Source organism: Streptococcus sp. 11273D007BT (genome assembly GCF_053547195.1).
Genome location: NZ_JBPWPE010000001.1, coordinates 2009608 through 2027953 on the forward strand (window position 1 = coordinate 2009608; position 18346 = coordinate 2027953).

The 18346-nt window shown below is 39.9% G+C and carries 16 protein-coding genes and 1 pseudogene; 3 read left to right on the forward strand and 14 right to left on the reverse strand.

Features of this window, described 5'->3' with window-relative positions; translation table 11 throughout:
- Nucleotides 1-543: 543 nt before the first annotated feature.
- The gene (gene dtd / locus ACEE75_RS10180) at nucleotides 544-987 is read right to left on the reverse strand and encodes a D-aminoacyl-tRNA deacylase (RefSeq protein ID WP_447574525.1); all 444 of its coding nucleotides are present in this window, start codon (nucleotides 985-987) and stop codon (nucleotides 544-546) included.
- A 7-nt stretch (nucleotides 988-994) separates the two neighbouring features.
- The gene (locus tag ACEE75_RS10185; protein WP_447574524.1) at nucleotides 995-3211 is read right to left on the reverse strand and encodes a RelA/SpoT family protein; all 2217 of its coding nucleotides are present in this window, start codon (nucleotides 3209-3211) and stop codon (nucleotides 995-997) included.
- A 187-nt stretch (nucleotides 3212-3398) separates the two neighbouring features.
- On the opposite strand from ACEE75_RS10185, the gene ACEE75_RS10190 reads away from it, so the two are divergent.
- The gene (locus tag ACEE75_RS10190; protein ID WP_354368418.1) at nucleotides 3399-4439 is read left to right on the forward strand and encodes a M42 family metallopeptidase; all 1041 of its coding nucleotides are present in this window, start codon (nucleotides 3399-3401) and stop codon (nucleotides 4437-4439) included.
- 131 nt (nucleotides 4440-4570) lie between these two features.
- Here the strand turns inward: ACEE75_RS10190 and tnpA are convergent.
- The 12 genes and pseudogenes from tnpA to ACEE75_RS10250 form a co-directional block, all read right to left on the reverse strand.
- Nucleotides 4571-5043 (reverse strand): annotated as a pseudogene (gene tnpA / locus ACEE75_RS10195) (IS200/IS605 family transposase).
- Between the two features lie 186 nt (nucleotides 5044-5229).
- Nucleotides 5230-5631 (reverse strand): hypothetical protein, encoded by a 402-nt coding sequence (locus ACEE75_RS10200; protein WP_447575561.1) that lies wholly within the window; start codon nucleotides 5629-5631, stop codon nucleotides 5230-5232.
- A gap of 34 nt (nucleotides 5632-5665) precedes the next feature.
- Nucleotides 5666-5992: a hypothetical protein gene (locus ACEE75_RS10205; RefSeq protein WP_447575562.1), complete on the reverse strand. Its 327-nt coding sequence runs from the start codon at nucleotides 5990-5992 to the stop codon at nucleotides 5666-5668.
- Nucleotides 5993-6280 (reverse strand): helix-turn-helix transcriptional regulator, encoded by a 288-nt coding sequence (locus tag ACEE75_RS10210; RefSeq protein ID WP_447575563.1) that lies wholly within the window; start codon nucleotides 6278-6280, stop codon nucleotides 5993-5995.
- Nucleotides 6281-6575: 295 nt separating this feature from the next.
- On the reverse strand, nucleotides 6576-7418 hold the full coding sequence (locus ACEE75_RS10215; protein WP_447575565.1) for an aldo/keto reductase: 843 nt from the start codon (nucleotides 7416-7418) through the stop codon (nucleotides 6576-6578).
- 108 nt (nucleotides 7419-7526) lie between these two features.
- A complete protein-coding gene (locus tag ACEE75_RS10220) occupies nucleotides 7527-8243 on the reverse strand; it encodes a DUF554 domain-containing protein (RefSeq protein WP_449164801.1) in 717 nt (238 codons plus the stop codon).
- A 9-nt stretch (nucleotides 8244-8252) separates the two neighbouring features.
- Nucleotides 8253-9515, reverse strand: coding sequence for a hypothetical protein (locus tag ACEE75_RS10225; RefSeq protein WP_447575439.1), 1263 nt, complete (start codon nucleotides 9513-9515; stop codon nucleotides 8253-8255).
- 13 nt (nucleotides 9516-9528) lie between these two features.
- On the reverse strand, nucleotides 9529-10275 hold the full coding sequence (locus tag ACEE75_RS10230) for a 16S rRNA (uracil(1498)-N(3))-methyltransferase (protein WP_447575438.1): 747 nt from the start codon (nucleotides 10273-10275) through the stop codon (nucleotides 9529-9531).
- 1 nt (nucleotide 10276) lies between these two features.
- Nucleotides 10277-11230, reverse strand: coding sequence for a 50S ribosomal protein L11 methyltransferase (gene prmA / locus ACEE75_RS10235; protein WP_447575437.1), 954 nt, complete (start codon nucleotides 11228-11230; stop codon nucleotides 10277-10279).
- 25 nt (nucleotides 11231-11255) lie between these two features.
- Nucleotides 11256-12893 (reverse strand): AAA family ATPase, encoded by a 1638-nt coding sequence (locus tag ACEE75_RS10240; RefSeq protein ID WP_449164802.1) that lies wholly within the window; start codon nucleotides 12891-12893, stop codon nucleotides 11256-11258.
- 2 nt (nucleotides 12894-12895) lie between these two features.
- Nucleotides 12896-13366: a DUF3013 family protein gene (locus ACEE75_RS10245; RefSeq protein ID WP_449164803.1), complete on the reverse strand. Its 471-nt coding sequence runs from the start codon at nucleotides 13364-13366 to the stop codon at nucleotides 12896-12898.
- Nucleotides 13367-13477: 111 nt separating this feature from the next.
- The gene (locus ACEE75_RS10250; protein WP_449164804.1) at nucleotides 13478-13807 is read right to left on the reverse strand and encodes a MazG nucleotide pyrophosphohydrolase domain-containing protein; all 330 of its coding nucleotides are present in this window, start codon (nucleotides 13805-13807) and stop codon (nucleotides 13478-13480) included.
- A 169-nt stretch (nucleotides 13808-13976) separates the two neighbouring features.
- On the opposite strand from ACEE75_RS10250, the gene ACEE75_RS10255 reads away from it, so the two are divergent.
- Nucleotides 13977-15242 carry a replication-associated recombination protein A gene (locus ACEE75_RS10255; protein WP_354368404.1) on the forward strand — a complete coding sequence of 422 codons (1266 nt, stop codon included), beginning with the start codon at nucleotides 13977-13979 and terminating at the stop codon, nucleotides 15240-15242.
- 388 nt (nucleotides 15243-15630) lie between these two features.
- Nucleotides 15631-18267 (forward strand): DNA polymerase I, encoded by a 2637-nt coding sequence (gene polA / locus ACEE75_RS10260; protein WP_447575433.1) that lies wholly within the window; start codon nucleotides 15631-15633, stop codon nucleotides 18265-18267.
- Nucleotides 18268-18346: the final 79 nt, after the last annotated feature.

Genomic DNA, 18346 nt, shown 5'->3' on the forward strand with positions numbered 1-18346 from the left:
TCTTTTTTTTATCATTTTTTCATGATATAATAACCATTATATATGACTAAAAAGTGATGGACAATCCTTAGTCATCTTCATCAGTTAAAAAGAGGTGGACTTTCGTCCACCTCTTTAAACGTCTTCCATATGATGTTCAAAAATCCTAATCAATTGGACACAGGACCAGACTCCCACCCCAGTTAGCGTAATAATGAATAAAATTTCAAGAAGGTCCTTTAACATCATCATCACCTCCAAACATTAGAAAATATCTCAAAGCAAGGTCCCGAAAGAACCTTTTTGATTCTTGTCACTTACATCTTGCCGACCAAGATAACGAAGGACCACAAAAAGTAGTAACCAAATTCCCACAGACCAGATACGGGCACTATTAAAGCTTAAAACCAACATCAGAATCACCCCGTATCTCTTTTTCAACTCTATTATACCATCAAGAGAAAACCTTTTCAAAAACAAGCCTCCGCCATCTAAAAGCATCAAATCCCTTACCTAACGGCAAGGGATTTGATTAAAGAGAAACTATATAGGTCCTTCTAAACTCTATCTGTTCTTTGTATCTAGAATGATGGTCACTGGACCATCGTTAATTAAAGATACCTGCATATCAGCTCCAAAAATACCAGTTTTAACAGGTACTAACTGTGCCAATTTTTGATTAAATTGGTCATAAAATCGGCTAGCCCAATCAGGCTTAGCTGCACCTGTAAAAGCTGGGCGATTGCCTTTTTTAGTATCTGCAAAAAGGGTAAATTGGGAGATAGATAAGATTTCACCATTAATATCTTGCAAAGACAAGTTCATCTTATCATTTTCATCAGAAAAGATCCGCATCTGAACGATTTTTCGAATGGCATAATCCATATCGTCTTGCTGATCATCTGGAGCAACACCAACTAGAAGAAGAAAACCTTGTTTGATACTGGCATGGTTTTTCCCTTCAATAGCAACAGAGGCTTCTTTAACACGTTGAATGATAATCTTCATCTAGCACCTACCCATTTGTTCGCTTAACAGAATAAACATCTGGAATCACTTTTATCTTATCAACCACTGTTGTTAGACTATCTAAGTTCGGAATCCCAAAAGCAATATGAATATTAGCAAACTTCATATCTTTTGTCGGTTGAGCATTGACAGAAGATACGCTCTTGGTCATATTTGACAAGACTTGCAAGACATCGTTTAGAAGACCGGAACGGTTCAAGCCATAGATGTCAATTTCTGCCATGTAATCCTTACTTGAATGCTGATCATCCCATTCGACTTCGATCAGGCGTTGCTCGTAGCCTTCCTGACTCTTAATATTGTGACAGTCAGATCGGTGAATGGCAACTCCACGGCCTTTCGTAATATAGCCTTCAATAGCATCACCAGGGACAGGATTACAACATTTGGCGATACGCATAAGAAGTCCTGACGCCCCTTGGATAATCACACCGTTTTCACTTTTAACTTTTAAAACATCTTTTTTCTCATGCTTGATTTCGCCACCATTTAGTAGCTCATCTGCTTCTGCTTTAGCTTTAGCTCGTTCTTCTTCGCGACGTTCTTTTTCAGTTAATTTGTTGAAAACACTAATAGGGCTAATTTCCCCAAAACCGATAGCCGCGTAAAGTGCTTCTTCATTACGGTAGCTGACCTTAGGTAAAATATCTTCAATATGCTTACGATCAAGGTAGCGATTAGCAACATATCCCTGTTCTTGAAAGTAATCAATCAGCATCTCACGGCCTTTATGTACCGAGAGCTCTTTATCTTGATGCTTAAAGAACTGGCGAATTTTATTTCTGGCCTTATTGGTCTTAACAATGTTAATCCAATCACGGCTTGGACCAAAAGAATTACTGTTGGTGACAATTTCAACAACATCACCTGTTTTTAATTTTGCCGTTAATGGCACCATGCGACCATTTACTTTGGCACCTGTTGCTTTTTCTCCAACTTGGGTATGAATAGCATAAGCAAAATCAATTGGACCTGAATCTTTCGGTAACTCCTGTACAGCACCTGTTGGGGTAAAAACATAGATGCGTTCAGCAAAGATATCTTCTTTAACCGAATCAACAAAATCTTGCGCATCACTAGAGGCATCTTGAAGCTCCACTAATTCCTTAATCCAGTTCATGCCAAGGGCTTGTTCACGTCCGTCAACTTTGCCTTTCATGCCTTTTTTGTAAGCCCAGTGTGCAGCTACCCCATACTCCGCCACTTCATGCATCTCACGGGTACGAATCTGAATCTCAATAGGACCTTTTGGACCATAGACAGTTGTATGGATAGACTGGTAACCATTAGCTTTAGGATTGGCAATATAGTCCTTAAAACGACCAGGCATAGGACGCCACAACTCATGGATGTAGCCCAACATGGCATAAACATCACTTTGAGTCTCCATGATACAACGAATGGCCGTCAGATCAAAGATTTGATCAAACCGTTTTTTCTTATCATGCATTTTACGGTAAATGGAATAAATATGCTTTGGACGACCATAAACATCTCCATGAAGACCTTGTTCTTCGGTATAGGTTTTAATTTTATTGACAATTTCATCCACTAAAGCTTCACGCTCACGACGTTTTTCCGTCATCATGTGGGAAATACGATAAAATTCCTGTTCATTAAGATAGCGAAAAGACAGGTCTTCAAGTTCCCATTTTACACGGCTAATCCCTAGACGATGAGCTAGTGGGGCATAAATTTCTAGCGTTTCACGTGAAATACGTTTTTGCTTGTCTGGGCGTAAATGTTTGAGTGTGCGCATATTATGAAGGCGGTCTGCTAACTTCACCAAAATCACACGAATATCTTGAGACATGGCCATCAACATCTTGCGATGATTTTCTGCTAGCTGCTCCTCATGAGATTTATACTCCACTTTTCCAAGCTTGGTGACGCCATTAACAATCATCCTAACATCTGGACCAAAAGCCTCCTCAATGTCATCTAAAGTATAAGGCGTATCCTCAACCACGTCATGTAAGAAGCCACAAGCCACCGTAACAGCATCTAAATGTAGCTGAGCTAAAATACCAGCAACTTGGATAGGATGGATATAGTAAGGCTCACCAGATTTTCTAAATTGTCCCTCATGGGCCTTTTCTCCGTATTCTAAAGCTTTCTTAACAAAGGCAACATCTTCCTCATTCAGATAAGAGGCTGCAAGTGTCAGAACCTCTTCTCCTGTCAAATTTTTTTCTTTAGGCATCTCTTTCCTCTTTACAATCATCAACTTAAATTATATTGTTCCCATTTTACCATTTTTTAGCCTAAAAATAAAAAAACTTTACCAAAATCAGACAGCAGATTAAGCTTTAATACCTCACTTCTTCTTGAAAGCCACTGTTAAAAATCCTATAATGGACTTATCATATCTCAATAGAAAAGGAACATTTATGTCAGAAACCCTAACTTATCTTACCAAACTCACTCAAATCCCTTCTCCAACAGGATTTACCAAGGCTATCATGGACTACGTTGAAGCTGAGGTCACTTCCTTAGGTTACAAAGCCAACCGCACCCCAAAAGATGGTCTGCTTGTTACCGTAATGGGAAAAAATGATGATCAGCATCGACTACTAACCGCCCATCTAGACACCTTAGGGGCTATGGTACGTGCCATCAAGCCAGATGGGCGTCTCAAACTTGATTTGATCGGCGGTTTCACCTACAATGCCATAGAAGGTGAAAACTGTACCGTCCATGTTTCTCAAAATGGCAAAACCATATCAGGTACGATTCTCATGCACCAAACTTCTGTTCATGTCTATAAGGATGCTGGGACTGCTGAACGCAATCAGACCAATATGGAAGTCCGACTAGATGAAAAAGTCACCTCTGCTGAAGAAACACGCGCACTTGGCATCCAGGTCGGAGACTTTATTTCCTTTGATCCAAGAACTCAGATTACCCCAACTGGTTTTATCAAATCACGTCACCTAGATGACAAAGTTTCGGCAGCCATCCTTTTAAACCTCCTAAGACAATACCAGCATAATCAAGTGAAACTCCCCTATACAACCCACTTCTACTTTAGCGCTTTTGAAGAATTAGGACACGGTGCCAACTCTAGTATCCCTGAAAAAACTCTGGAGTATTTGGCTGTCGATATGGGAGCTATAGGAGATGACCAACAAACAGACGAATACACCGTCTCTATCTGTGTCAAAGATGCTTCTGGACCTTACCACTATGGCCTCCGCCAACACATCGTCCAACTAGCAGAAGCACACCAAATTCCCTACAAATTAGACATCTACCCCTACTATGGTTCAGATGCCTCGGCTGCTATGCGAGCTGGAGCAGAGGTACGCCACGCACTTTTAGGTGCAGGCATTGAAGCTAGCCATGCCTATGAACGCACCCATACAGACTCCATCGAAGCTACCGAAAAACTCATCCACGCTTACCTAATGAGTCAGATGTTGGAGTCATAACCACCCGTGAAAACGGGTGGCTTGTACACCGGATATAAGCCGTTTCTCTCCAGCGATGTCTAAAGACGTTCGCTGAACTTCGTTCAGGTTAGTGCTATAATTACTTGACTAATCCCCGTAACAACGGGCTTTTATCTTGTTCTAAAACTGCCATCTGAAAATGGATCTTCATACTCTTTGACACTCAAGAATCAAGTGCAATGTCATTTTTCTCCTGCTCGCGAATGTATTTCGCAACTGTCTTTTCGTTCAGCCCAACGGTACTAACATAGTAGCCTCTGGCCCAAAACTTTCGATTTCCATACTTATATTTTAAATTAGCGTGTTTATCAAATATCATTAGAGCACTTTTGCTTTTCAAATATCCCATAAAATCGGAAATCGAAAGTTTCGGAGGTATCAAGACAAGCATATGAACATGGTCTGGCATCATGTGTCCCTCAATGATTTCCACGCCTTTGTATTGACATAGATGACGGAAAATATCAATTAAGTCCTGTCTAATTTTGTAGTAAATGGATTTTCTCCGGTACTTAGGTGTGAAAACTATGTGATATTTGCACATCCATTTGGTATGTGATAAACTGTAACTGGTTTTAGCCATTTCTTTTTCCTCCTTTATCTAACCTGAACAATTAGATTATAACAGGAAAAAGAAATGGAAGCTCAAAGCCTTGTCAGCCACCAGCATAGCTGGTGGTTTTCTTGTTTTTCTCTACGAGAAAAACTGGCTCGAAGCCATAATAGAAAAACCTAGAGAATGGAAAATTGGTCATTCTCTAGGTTTTTGTTAGTTAAATGTTGATTCATATTTTTGGTTGAATAGTTTCTGAAGGTTAATAAAGGGGATTTTTTGAGCCTTAATAATATCTTCAGTTGCAGGAGATACTATAGCCTCAATTTCTTGTAACATTGTCTCATCTAGTGCTTCTTCATTTTTGTTGCCAACTGGAGATGAATAGGATATAAATTTTCCAGCTGAATCAGTATTGTAAAAATAGAGTTTATTTTGTTTAATTACTCTAAGATAGTATCCTTCCAGTCCATAGGTGAAATATGCATTATCACTAATATATATAGTATGATCGTGTTCCTCGTCAAAGTAAACATAATCACCATTTGGTTCATCGATGAAGTTTTTATTTTCAACAGCCATAACCAATTCGGGTCTAGCTCCATCTTTTCTAGGCATATGACTAGCATAATAGACAGAATAGCGAGCTAGATTATACTGAATATAAATATAGATAGATCCAATGATAATCAAGAACAAACTCAGTACAATTAAAAATTTTTTCATCATAGCAACTTTCATCAATTGAGATATAAATAAGGTAAAAATCAATCCATAATAAATCTAATTCTTTTATATCTATTATAGAAGAGAGAGGACGTTTTAAAAATTGAAAAAAGTACCCTCTGGCAGTCTGTGTCTCACCGCTATGTAGCAGTTTAGCCGTGATATCTAATAAATCAATACTTTCTTTTTCTTGCTTTGGAAGGATATTGTAATAAGTATAAAGATCTCTAATAATATCTTCTCTTTCCTCCATTTATTTCTTATCGCCTTGAGTAGCAAAATGAATAGCCTTAGCCTTCAATTGATAGTATCGTTCTGGAACTGGATTTAATAGTTGTTCTACAGAAACTTGAAAGATTTCTGCTAGATATAAGGCAATAGATACTTTTAGCAGATGCTCTCCTTGCTCAATACGTGCTAATTGTCTTGAACTAACATAAACCTCATCCCGACAAACATCTGCTCGACTAAGCCCCTGCTCTATTCTCAATTTTTTAATACGATTGCCGAGTTCTTTTTTTAAGCTATCATCAGTTATCATAAAGACATTATAACAAATTTTGGGTTGTTCTCAAAAAATGTGGACAAAAGTGTCATTTCTCCGATTCCGTATATTTGATGAGATGGTATATATCAGTTATCAGTTGGTATTTTCATTAATATCTGATACCTATAATTAAAAGAAAGGAGGTGGAGAAATGTTAGCAGGTACTCTGGCTTATACTGCTGTTAAAGTAGGTGTCTTCGCTTACTGGGCTTATCGTGCCAATCGTTAAAATTTCTATGGTAACCCATTGAACATAAAAAAGCTTGAAACTATCAAGCTTTTTTATGTTTTAAAAATCAACTTCATCAGGATTTTTCTGAGCTTTAATCCCCTCTAATTGATCTAGCTTTTGGAGTGCTTCTAGACTCAAACTTAGCCCTGATACATCTAAGTTAGCCTTGATATTTTCAGGACTACTGGATTTTGGTAAGGGGAGGAAGCCCTTAGCTAAGGACCAAGCCAGCGCCACTTGAGCAACAGAATAACCTGTTGCTTCTGCTAGTTCATGAGCAACATCATTTTGAAAAAGAGTCCCTGTCCCAAATGGGCTATAGGCTTCTAATAAAATCTCTCTATCTCTACAGTAAGCTACTAAATCTTCTTGCGGACAACCAGGGGCTAATAAGACTTGATTGACATGAGGGATAACCTTGGCAGTTTTTAAGAGCTCATCTAGATGGCTAATCATAAAGTTAGAGACACCAATAGCTCGCACTTTACCTTCTTGATAAAGCTCCTCCATCGCCGACCAGACCTCTGCATTACGCTTTCTCCAAGCGCCATTTTCTCGCACAGCTTTAGGATTTGGCCAATGAATCAAGACCAAGTCTAGGTAAGTCACCCCTAATTTTTCCATAGATTGCTCAATGGACGCCCGCGCTCCCTTGGCATCTAATTGATCATTCCAAACCTTAGTGGTTAAAAAAATCTCCTCACGTGCTATCGAACTATCTGCTACCGCTTGGCCGACACTCTTTTCATTACCATAAATCTGAGCCGTATCAATGTGACGATAACCCGCTTCAAGAGCATAAGAAACCGCACGATAAGCCTCTTCACCATCTGGAATCTGCCAAGTTCCAAAACCAATCTTAGGGATATTCAAGCCATTAGCTAATTGATAATGATCCATCATCTGACCTCCTTTTGTTTTCTTTCTTCATTATAAAACAATAAAGAGACAAAAACAAAGAAAACCCTTACTTTATCAGAGCTTTCTGTTCAAAATCCCACCGTAGCCTTAAGTAAGATAAGACCATAAAACCGCAAGTAAAATAGCAGGCAACATATTGGCCACGCGAATCTTTTTGTCCCAAATGATATTGACACCGACACAGAAGATGAGGACAGAGCCGATAAAAGAGAGATTGGCAAGTGCCTGGGCCGTCATCAGTGGCTCAATCAAACGTGCCAAGAGGGTAATAGACCCTTGAAAGAGAAAGACTGGTACTGCTGAAAAGCCTGCTCCCTTGCCCAAACTCGAGGTCATAATCAAAATGATAACAAAGTCCAAAATACTCTTTACGGCCAACAAGCGATAATCTCCTGTCAGTCCATCTTGGATGGCTCCTAGTACAGCCATGGCACCGATACAAACGGTCAATGACGCTGTCAGGAAAGCATCTAAGAACTGACTATCTTGACTGTTTCCTGATTTTTCACGGAGCCAAATACCCAGCCTTTCAAACCAGCCTTCGATATGGAGCACTTCCCCAATCAAGGTCCCCAAGGACAGACTAAGGACCAAAAGCATGCTATTTTGACTTGTGATCTGACCATCTACAACTGTCAGTAACCCCTCTAAACTACCAGAAATCCCCAGAAAAAGAACAGCAACACCACTCGCCATCGTCAACCCCGACTGATGGCGTTCTTTTAGTAAATGCCCAAACCAAGACCCTAAAAAACCTGCTAGGGCAATAGCGATGGTATTGATAATTGTTCCTAAGGCAAACATGGTCCTCCTTTATGATTCTCTATCATTTGGCAAGAGATAATAGACTTTGCCATCTTCAAGCAGCAATTCTACATTCTCATCATAGCTGTTAATAGATAGTTGCTTACTAGATTGATAGGAAACTCTTTCTTGTTCTGAAATCTGCTTAATCGTCTGTTTTCGAACACCAATATAGCGAATCGCTTTATTTAGCTCTCCAGCAGCTTTGCCTAATCCAAAACCTGCAGCAGCACCTACGATACCTCCAAGAAATCCTACTCCAGCAGCAATATGGGCGTTCTTATCCAATTCTTTGGCAACATCTGCTACTACTTTCATAGCACCTTCCTGTGCACGCCTATTATACTTCAAATCAATGCGAAATGATTTTATCTTGTTTTTATGCCAATCAGCTATCTTTTCACCCAAACTGTTACAGGTGTTTAGATAATACTCATACACATAATAACTACTATCCTCTGATATCACGCCCTGTGAGAATACTAAGTCCAACTTACTAAGTTCCTCTAATAATCTCAGCAAGGTTTGTTGATAGAACAGATTGGCACTTAACTTTTCAATTAGTTTTTCATACTTTTCAAAAGATAATCCTTTTCCCTTAGTGACAATATCTTCAATAGCTAGATTCACCTGTTCTAATAATTTAGTAACCTCGGCCCGAAAATTTGCACACTCCATCAACTTTTGTCTTGATAATTCAGTATTTCCAACATAATCTGCTGAAAATTTTGATAGCTGAGAAATATTAACAATCAAAGCCCGAACAGTCCCTTTAAATTCTCTTTCTTGAAAATCTTTAATATCATTTAAAGTTTCTTTCATGGAATTAAGTTGTCCATTGATTTCAGCCATATAATATTGACCAACAACCATGGCACCAACTTGCATTACACCCGAAACAGCTGCCGCAGCTTTTGCTCCCTTTGCGATATCCACTTGTGCAGGGGTCAAGATTGCATGGGCATTAATTTTTCCATCCGCACCTTTAACTAAGGCACGATACTTATCCGTTTCCCCTTTGATTTTGTGCAAATCGCCTATCGGCAAATCCACTTTAAACAATCCCTTAGGAATATTAGGCTGTCCGGCTTTCTGAAGATTATGTTTAAGTGCTGGTTGAACTATCTTTTCAACATGAGCCAAAATATTCGGATTTGTAATTTCATATTTTTGATATGTCGGTAATGCCAACGCATCCATTTCCTGAATGAGGGCAAAATAGTCCTCAGACACAATTAGCTCTCTTTGTTCCTTTTGCTCTAATTCACTCATCTTGAGACTCTCCTTATTTCAACAATTCCGTTGCGTAGCTAATGGCAGAAAGAGCGTAGAGTGGAGCCGTCTCCGCTCGCAAAATACGGGGACCTAGACCTGTCTTGACCGCTCCTGCTTTTTCAAAAGCGGCTACTTCCTCAGGCGACACGCCACCTTCTGGACCGACAATAACAAGGACTGATTGGCCAGCTTCTAAGCCAGATAAGATTTTCACTAGATTGGCTTGTTCGCCTTCTTTTGCGGATTCTTCGTAGGCTAGGATAATCTGGTCAAAGCCTGCCAACTGGGCTAAGAAAGCCACTTTTTTCTCAAATAAGCGAATAGCTGGAATGCGGTTGCGTTTGCTTTGCTCGGCTGCTCCTTGGGTGATTTTTTCTAGTTTCTCTGCTTTTTTTGCCAGTTTTTTACCGTCCCATTTGACCACAGACCAGTCCGCTGGAAAGGCCCATAGGGCTGCCATGCCTAACTCCGTTGCCTTTTGGGCGACAAATTCGAGCTTATCTCCCTTAGGAAAGCCCATGGCAATGGTCACAGAAATGGGTAATTCGACATTGTCTGCCAGTTCTTCAATAACCTCAACCGATTGGCTCTGGCTATCTACCACGCGCGCCAAGCGTTTGATCCCGTCATCAAAGACGAGGACAATCTGATCATCTGCCTGCAAGCGCATGACAGAAAACATATGCTTGGCAGTGTCCTTGTCGCTAATCTGGAAAAGGCCCTGCGGTGCTCTGCCATTGACAAAATACTGCTGCATCCTAACCTCCAATCACACCTGAGCGGTCAGCTGTTTTCTTGAAGACGCAGCAATTCCACTCGCCCTGAATCATGTGGGTCTCAAGGAAGAAGCCAGCCGCTTCCGCAGATGCTCGCACCATGTCCCACTTGTCCGCGATGATACCGCTCATAATCAAGTAGCCCTCGTCCTTGACCAGACGGTAGGCATCCTCTGTCAGATGGATAAGAATATCCGCCAAGATGTTGGCAACGATAACTTCTGCTTTAATATCAACGCCACGAAGTAAGTCACCTGCCGCGACATGAATATTGCTAGTATTAGCATTAAGGTCAATATTTTCCTGAGCTACACGCACCGCCACCTCGTCCAAATCATAGGCGTAAATCTCCTTGGCTCCCAAGAGAGAGCTTGCAATGGAGAGAACGCCTGAACCTGTACCGACATCAATGACCGTTTCACCACCACGCAGGACCTGAGAAAGAGCAAAAAGGCTCATCTTAGTAGTCGGGTGGGTTCCCGTACCAAAGGCCATACCTGGATCCAGGCGGATAATCTTCTCACCAGCAGTCCCCTCATAGTCCGTCCAAGACGGTACAATGGTCAAATCATGGGTAATGCGGGCTGGCTCATAGTATTTCTTCCAGTTGTCCGCCCAGTCTTCCTCTGCCAATTCGTGACTTTCTAGACTGATCTGACCCGTCTCCAAGCCAAAGCCTGTCAAATCCGCCAAGCGAGTCGCCAAGTCTGCCTTAACTTCCTCAATATCTACAGTATCAGGATAGTAAGCCGTAATGGCAATCATGTCTGACTGCTCCACCTCGGGATAAAGTTCGCCAAAACGATCCTCCTGTCCCACATAGTCAGCCGAGTCGCTAATCGCCACCCCCTGACTGCCCGTTTCAATCATGAGATTTGAAACTGCCTCTTCTGCATCACGATGCACGTGAATCGTTAATTCTTGCCATGAGTTCATGTTTGTTTCCTTTTTATACGATATTTTAATTATCTTTTAAGATATTACCAACCTGATTTCTCAATTTTCTATTAGTTACAACATACTCATTTTTTTCAAGAGTTCCTTCTGCTATTAAATGTTCTTCTAATTGCTGAGAAACGGTAAGTAATTTTTTCAAATTACCTCTATTTTTAGTTTCAGTTGTATGATTCAAAAGTCTACTAGTTTTAATAAATAAATTTTCATTACGAACAAAAACAAGCAATAAATTTTCTCTTACTCTTGTTAACGCTTCAAACAACCCATTTATTTCAATATAATCATAATCTCGTTGTGGCAGAATTAACTTCCCATTACTATCATATTGAACTTTTTCGTCAATGACAACCAGTACTTTATCATACTCCCTGCCTATCACATCGAACTGATTTTTTGAACGGTTCGATATTTTTGTTCTGTATTGTTCATTAGGCTTATTCCATTTGTATTTTGTATATTCTGTCAGTTCAATAGCTACATAATTGTTAAACGAAACCATCTTATCAATAAACTCCCGAACCTCTAATTCTGAATTAAAATATACAGCATTAATCTTAGTAAATTCTTCAATTTGTACATTCGATTTAGTATCAAAGAAATTTTGAATGAATGAAGATAGTTCTTTATCTGTTCTAACTTTTTCTTCTAACTCATAGATTACAACATCAACATTTTTTCGTAGAGCCTCCTCGATTCCTAATCTATCTTCTGAAAACCGAAGAACTTGTCTATGATCAGCAGCAAATACTACCTTTTGGGATAGTACTAATGAATTTACTTGTTCCCTTCGTAATCGCTGCGCCTCATCTACCAAAATAACTTCGTATTCATCAACTACTTCATCAATTGTGACATCTTTGATTGGTTTAAAATCAAAAGGAAAATATCGTCCAAAATTTTCCTCTTCAAACTTAGCAGAAAAAATAAATAAAACTTTTTTCCCTTCTAAATTATAACGTTTTGCTAATTCAAACAAGACCAAGGATTTCCCTGTGCCAGGACCACCTGTAATTGCATTTAATTTGTTATCATCTGACATCAAGTCTCTAACAATATCTCGTTGTTTGTCAGATAAAAAATATTTGGATTCTATAAATTTTTGAGGTTCTGTATATGGAGAAATAAGAATATTTGAGCTATTTATATACTCCAACAAATTATCCTCTGTATACGCCTCATCAACCACACTCGCTAAATCCATAAAAGAGACTTCTAATAATTCTTTATTATCATCTAATCGGTATAGAGTATCAGTATCTAAAATATAACAAAATGCTTGTACATTGTCACAGACATTTTTTAATAAATGTTCATGTCTTCGAAGTTGATAAAGTATCCCTGGTAATCCATGCTTAGGCATACTGTATTTCAACTCAATATTGAGAGCTGTTCTATTTGCAAACCTTAATATATCAAACTGTTCTTTTATGCCACATCTAACACTTTTATCAAGTAAATATCCCATCTTTTGAGTGGGAATAGTGAGTAAGGGTGATAATTGCAAAAAAAGAGAGTTTAATGTGTCTAACTCATAGTCTTTCATTGAGCTTAAACAATTAATTTGCAAATATTCTTCTCTAATTTCCTTGTTCAGCCCATACATTTTGAGGAATGTATCAATTTCGATAATATTTCGTCTCATTTTCAATACCTCGGATAGCCAAAAAATTCTGTTTCTTGCAAGTCTGCTCTGCCTTTTTCAAAAGCCTCTCTGTCCCAAGAAATCGCAAATTCTTGGGCCTCTGGGTCCGCCAAAAAGTCCATGAGGTCATCTAGGCCTTGGTCGGCGGTGTCCTTGAGAAAGCCTGCGAAGTAGGTCAGAAACTCTGCCGAAAAGCCCTTCTTGGCGTCAAATGGCAGAGCGACCAGATAGTCTTCCGCGTCAAAGCGAGACTTGTCCTGATTGTAGAAAAGGACATACTCCTCCAGGAAAATATCCTCCGCAGAAGCATTGCCTTCGTCGTCCACCGTTTCAATCCCAGCCACATTTTGTGCTTCCAAGATGAAAGCCAACTCAACTGCGTGGTTTTTCTTGTCCCAGTTGAGCTCGTAATCGTAAGTAAAATGTTTGTCCAGTGCTGCTTCCAGCACATCTAAAAAGCCATGTTTCGCCATTCTATTTCCTCTTTTCTATATAGTCTTTTAGTTTACTTTTAGTACTAGGCAACGAGCTGTAGGCTGTACTGAAGTACGGCAAAGCGAGTTAACGACGTAATAAAAGAAAAACTAAATGACGATAAATTCCAATAAATTTATTTCTCGACCATATTTGACAGAAGCCCGCTTGTCTTTCTCCAAAATGGACTTGGTTAAATCTAGTTGATTCACCGCTGCCAAGGCTACAGCATAGTGAATAACATCAGCTAATTCTTCTGCCAAACGAGCAGAGCTGTCGTCTTCGCCATCCATCATCTTGCGGTCTGCACGCTTGTTCAGCAGCTCTGCCACTTCACCAATTTCTTCCACCAATTTCATAAAGAGACTTTGCTCGGGAACTGTCGTCCCATAGTGGTCACGCAAGTATTCTTCCAAAACACTCACCGTCAACTCCGCCATCTTCGTTTCTCTCCAAATCCTAAAATTGTAGTATAATGATTATACCATTTAAAGAGCAAAAAAACAGGACCATAAAAACTCCCTTGCTCAAATACTAAGCTGGTAAATCCCCTTCTAATACCAGCTTCTTTAAGGACATTAACTTTTGAGAAACCGTTAAAGGAGGACTATGGACACGAATCTTGCTATGCGGATGCGCCCCAAAACCATTGAGGATGTGATTGGGCAAAAACACTTGGTTGGCGAGGGAAAAATCATCCGTCGTATGGTGGAAGCTAATCGCTTAACCTCTATGATTTTATTTGGACCACCAGGGATTGGAAAGACCTCGATTGCCTCAGCTATTGCTGGCACGACCAAATACGCTTTTCGCACTTTTAATGCAACCATTGACAGTAAAAAACGCCTACAAGAGATTGCTGAAGAGGCAAAATTTTCAGGTGGGCTTGTTCTGTTACTAGATGAAATCCATCGGCTAGACAAAACCAAACAGGACTTTTTATTACCCTTACTTGAAAACGGTACTCTAACCATGATTGGGGCTACAACGGAAAATCCATTTTTCTCTGTCACACCAGCTATCCGTAGCCGAGTACAAATCTTTGAACTAGAGCCCTTAAGCAACCAAGACATTACAGAGGCCTTAAACCGTGCCATCTCAGACAAAGAAAATGGACTTAAAGGCAATATTGATCTTGCTCCAGAAGTGATTGATTTTATCGCTACTGCCACTAATGGTGACCTACGTGCTGCCTACAATTCACTAGAATTAGCTGTTCTTTCTACCAAGGAAAGCGATGGCCGTCGCTACATTGATCTAGATGCTGTTCAAAATAGCTTACAACGCTCTTTCATCAGTATGGATAAGTCAGGAGATAGTCACTACGATACCCTATCTGCCTTACAAAAATCCATACGAGGTAGCGATGTCAATGCTAGTCTGCACTATGCTGCACGATTGATTGAGGCTGGGGATTTACCCAGTTTAGCACGCCGACTAATTGTCATCGCCTATGAAGACATTGGTTTAGCCAACCCCGAAGCTCAGATTCACACCGTCACTGCTATGGAGGCGGCACAAAAAATTGGCTTTCCTGAAGCACGAATCTTGATTGCTAATGTCATAATTGACCTCGCTCTCTCACCCAAATCAAACTCAGCCTATCTTGCCATAGATGCCGCACTAGCTGACCTTAGAAAGTCAGGTCATCTTGCTATCCCACGACATCTTAGGGACGGACACTATTCAGGTAGTGAGGAACTCGGCAATGCCAAAGACTACCTTTACCCACATCACTATCCTGAAAAATGGGTTAAACAAGACTACCTTCCTGACAAACTCAAACAAGCCAATTATTTTACCGCTAACGCAACAGGAAAATACGAACGTGCCCTTGGGCTCAACAAAGAGCGAATTGATAAACTCTCAAAATAGAAAACGATTGCAAAAAAATCCTGTTTTTGACTTGAAAAATTTTTTGAATATGGTATCATAAAAGTACAGAAAAGAACTGCTGTGGTATACGAATTCACATCTATGTGTTGACCGACTATTTTTTGTATTTTTCGGGAAACGAAGACATCCAACAGCTCGCAAGCCGTCTCACACGGAAGCAGCTTCAGTTGGAGCGAGTTGCCCACCTGCTATGTACGTCGCGGGTTCAATACAAAACGTGAATCATCGGTACCAATACAGCTTTTTTTTATTTCAAAATAAGACTCTGAGGTTGGGAAACTCTCCCAACCTCTTTTTATATCGTAACGTTTTTAGACAAGCAAAGCTTCTCAAAGCCTGTCTATCCATTCTATGCTATAATAGAAACATGACTAACAAGAATAAATTACTTTTAATTGATGGCTCATCTGTAGCCTTTCGTGCCTTTTTTGCCCTTTACAATCAAATTGATCGTTTTAAAAACAAGAATGGGCTTCACACCAACGCTATTTACGGCTTCCATCTCATGTTGGATCACATGATGAAACGCATTGAGCCGACACATGTCCTTGTCGCATTTGATGCAGGAAAAACTACCTTTAGGACAGAAATGTTTGCAGACTATAAGGCTGGACGTGCCAAAACACCTAATGAATTTCGTGAGCAATTTCCCTACATTCGAGAAATGCTGACAGCTTTAGGTATCAAATATTATGACCTTGAAAATTACGAAGCTGACGATATCATTGGGACGCTAGACAAAATGGCTGAACGCACAACAACACCATTTGAAGTGACCATTGTCAGTGGGGATAAAGATTTAATCCAGCTGACTGATCAAAATACTGTTGTTGAAATTTCTAAAAAAGGAGTGGCAGAGTTTGAGGAGTTTACACCTGCTTATCTAATGGAAAAAATGGGTATTACCCCTAGCCAATTTATTGATTTAAAAGCTCTCATGGGAGATAAGTCAGATAATATCCCTGGTGTCACCAAGATTGGAGAAAAAACAGGGTTAAAATTGCTTCTAGAACATGGCAGTCTAGAAGGCATCTATGAAAATATTGAGCATATGAAGGCTTCTAAAATGAAGGAAAATTTGATCAATGATAAAGAACAAGCCTTTCTCTCAAAAACTCTTGCGACCATTGACACCAAAGCTCCTATCACCATCGGACTTGATGACATTATCTACCAAGGACCAAACCTTGAAGTGCTCTCTGCTTTTTATGATGAAATGGACTTCAAGCAATTAAAAGCTGGATTAGGTGGCGCTGGTCAAAAAGAAGTCGAGGTCTCCTATACAGAAGTGACCGAATTACAACCTGAACACTTTAGCGAAAATCAATTTTTCCATTTTGAGATTTTTAACGATAATTACCACCTAGAAGATATTATTGGCTTTGCTTGGGGAAATCAAGAAAATATTTATGTTTCCACCAATCGCCAACTACTGACGCACCCTCTTTTTAAGGCTGCCTTAGAAAAACCTGTTAAAACTTATGACTTTAAACGCAGCAAGGTTCTTCTCAGCCACTATGGCATCACCATGCCAACCAGCCTTTTTGATAGCCGTCTTGCTAAGTATCTTCTCTCAACCGTTGAAGACAATGCCATCTCTACTATTTCTAAGCTTTACGGACAAACCCCTCTGGCTGATGACATTGAAATTTATGGTAAAGGCGTTAAACGTGCTATTCCTGAAAAAGCTGAGCTTTTGAGCCATCTTGCCAAAAAATTACAAGTCTTGATTGAAACAGAAGAACCTATGCGACAAGAACTGGAACAAAACCATCAGCTAGAGCTCCTTTTTGACATGGAATTGCCACTCGCTAATGTCTTAGCGAAAATGGAGATCACAGGAATCAAGGTTCAACGTGAAACCTTGCAAGCCATGCAGGTGGAAAACCAAGTTGTCATTGACAACCTCACTCAAGAAATCTATGACTTGGCTGGAGAAGAATTTAACATCAACTCACCAAAACAACTGGGTACCATTCTTTTTGAAAAAATGGCTCTCCCTTTATCAGCCACTAAAAAAACTAAAACAGGCTACTCAACAGCCGTTGACGTCTTAGAGCGTCTAGCCCCTGAAGCGCCTATTGTTGCTAAAATTTTAGACTATCGCCAGATTACCAAACTCCAGTCAACCTATATTATTGGCTTACAAGATTACATCTTAGAAGATGGTAAAATCCATACCCGATATGTGCAGGATTTAACCCAAACAGGAAGATTATCTTCCATTGATCCTAACTTACAAAATATTCCTGTTCGACTAGAACAAGGACGCATGATTCGTAAAGCCTTTCTACCAAGTATGGAAGACAGTGTTTTATTAAGTTCAGACTATTCACAAATTGAATTACGGGTATTAGCTCACATCTCTCAAGATGAGCACCTCATCGAAGCCTTCAAGCATGGGGCAGATATTCATACCTCAACTGCCATGCGTGTCTTTGGTATTGATAAGCCAGAAGAGGTCACCTCAAATGACCGTCGAAATGCCAAAGCCGTTAACTTTGGTGTAGTGTATGGTATTTCTGACTTTGGCTTAGCTAATAACCTAGGTATCACCAGAAAAGCAGCTAAGGACTACATCGAAACTTATTTTGAACGTTATCCTGGTATCAAAAATTACATGGAAACTGTCGTACGCGAAGCCAAAGACAAAGGTTATGTTGAGACGATCTTTAACCGACGCAGAGAATTGCCAGATATCAACTCCCGCAACTTTAACGTGCGTAGCTTTGCAGAGAGAACAGCTATCAACTCCCCAATCCAAGGGTCTGCCGCAGATATCCTAAAAATTGCGATGATTCAATTAGATCAAGAATTAGAAAAAGCAGGTTATCAAGCACGCATGCTCCTACAAGTACACGATGAAATCGTTCTTGAAGTCCCAAATCAGGAGTTAGAAGCTGTCCAAAAATTAGTCAAAGACACGATGGAATCTGCCATCTCACTATCTGTTCCTCTTATTGTTGACAGCAATAGTGGCGCCAATTGGTACGAAGCTAAGTAAAATCATCATAAAAAAAAGCTGGCATAGCGTCCAACTTCTTAACCCTGAGTTAGTATCCCTTAAAACAAATGATAAGGGC

Coding starts and splice junctions, on each gene's coding strand:
- dtd (WP_447574525.1), bottom strand. CDS start 987: ATGAAGATTATCATTCAACGTGTTAAAGAAGCCTCTGTTGCTATTGAA.
- ACEE75_RS10185 (WP_447574524.1), bottom strand. CDS start 3,211: ATGCCTAAAGAAAAAAATTTGACAGGAGAAGAGGTTCTGACACTTGCA.
- ACEE75_RS10190 (WP_354368418.1), top strand. CDS start 3,399: ATGTCAGAAACCCTAACTTATCTTACCAAACTCACTCAAATCCCTTCT.
- ACEE75_RS10200 (WP_447575561.1), bottom strand. CDS start 5,631: ATGCCTAGAAAAGATGGAGCTAGACCCGAATTGGTTATGGCTGTTGAA.
- ACEE75_RS10205 (WP_447575562.1), bottom strand. CDS start 5,992: ATGGAGGAAAGAGAAGATATTATTAGAGATCTTTATACTTATTACAAT.
- ACEE75_RS10210 (WP_447575563.1), bottom strand. CDS start 6,280: ATGATAACTGATGATAGCTTAAAAAAAGAACTCGGCAATCGTATTAAA.
- ACEE75_RS10215 (WP_447575565.1), bottom strand. CDS start 7,418: ATGGATCATTATCAATTAGCTAATGGCTTGAATATCCCTAAGATTGGT.
- ACEE75_RS10220 (WP_449164801.1), bottom strand. CDS start 8,243: ATGTTTGCCTTAGGAACAATTATCAATACCATCGCTATTGCCCTAGCA.
- ACEE75_RS10225 (WP_447575439.1), bottom strand. CDS start 9,515: ATGAGTGAATTAGAGCAAAAGGAACAAAGAGAGCTAATTGTGTCTGAG.
- ACEE75_RS10230 (WP_447575438.1), bottom strand. CDS start 10,275: ATGCAGCAGTATTTTGTCAATGGCAGAGCACCGCAGGGCCTTTTCCAG.
- prmA (WP_447575437.1), bottom strand. CDS start 11,230: ATGAACTCATGGCAAGAATTAACGATTCACGTGCATCGTGATGCAGAA.
- ACEE75_RS10240 (WP_449164802.1), bottom strand. CDS start 12,893: ATGAGACGAAATATTATCGAAATTGATACATTCCTCAAAATGTATGGG.
- ACEE75_RS10245 (WP_449164803.1), bottom strand. CDS start 13,366: ATGGCGAAACATGGCTTTTTAGATGTGCTGGAAGCAGCACTGGACAAA.
- ACEE75_RS10250 (WP_449164804.1), bottom strand. CDS start 13,807: ATGGCGGAGTTGACGGTGAGTGTTTTGGAAGAATACTTGCGTGACCAC.
- ACEE75_RS10255 (WP_354368404.1), top strand. CDS start 13,977: ATGGACACGAATCTTGCTATGCGGATGCGCCCCAAAACCATTGAGGAT.
- polA (WP_447575433.1), top strand. CDS start 15,631: ATGACTAACAAGAATAAATTACTTTTAATTGATGGCTCATCTGTAGCC.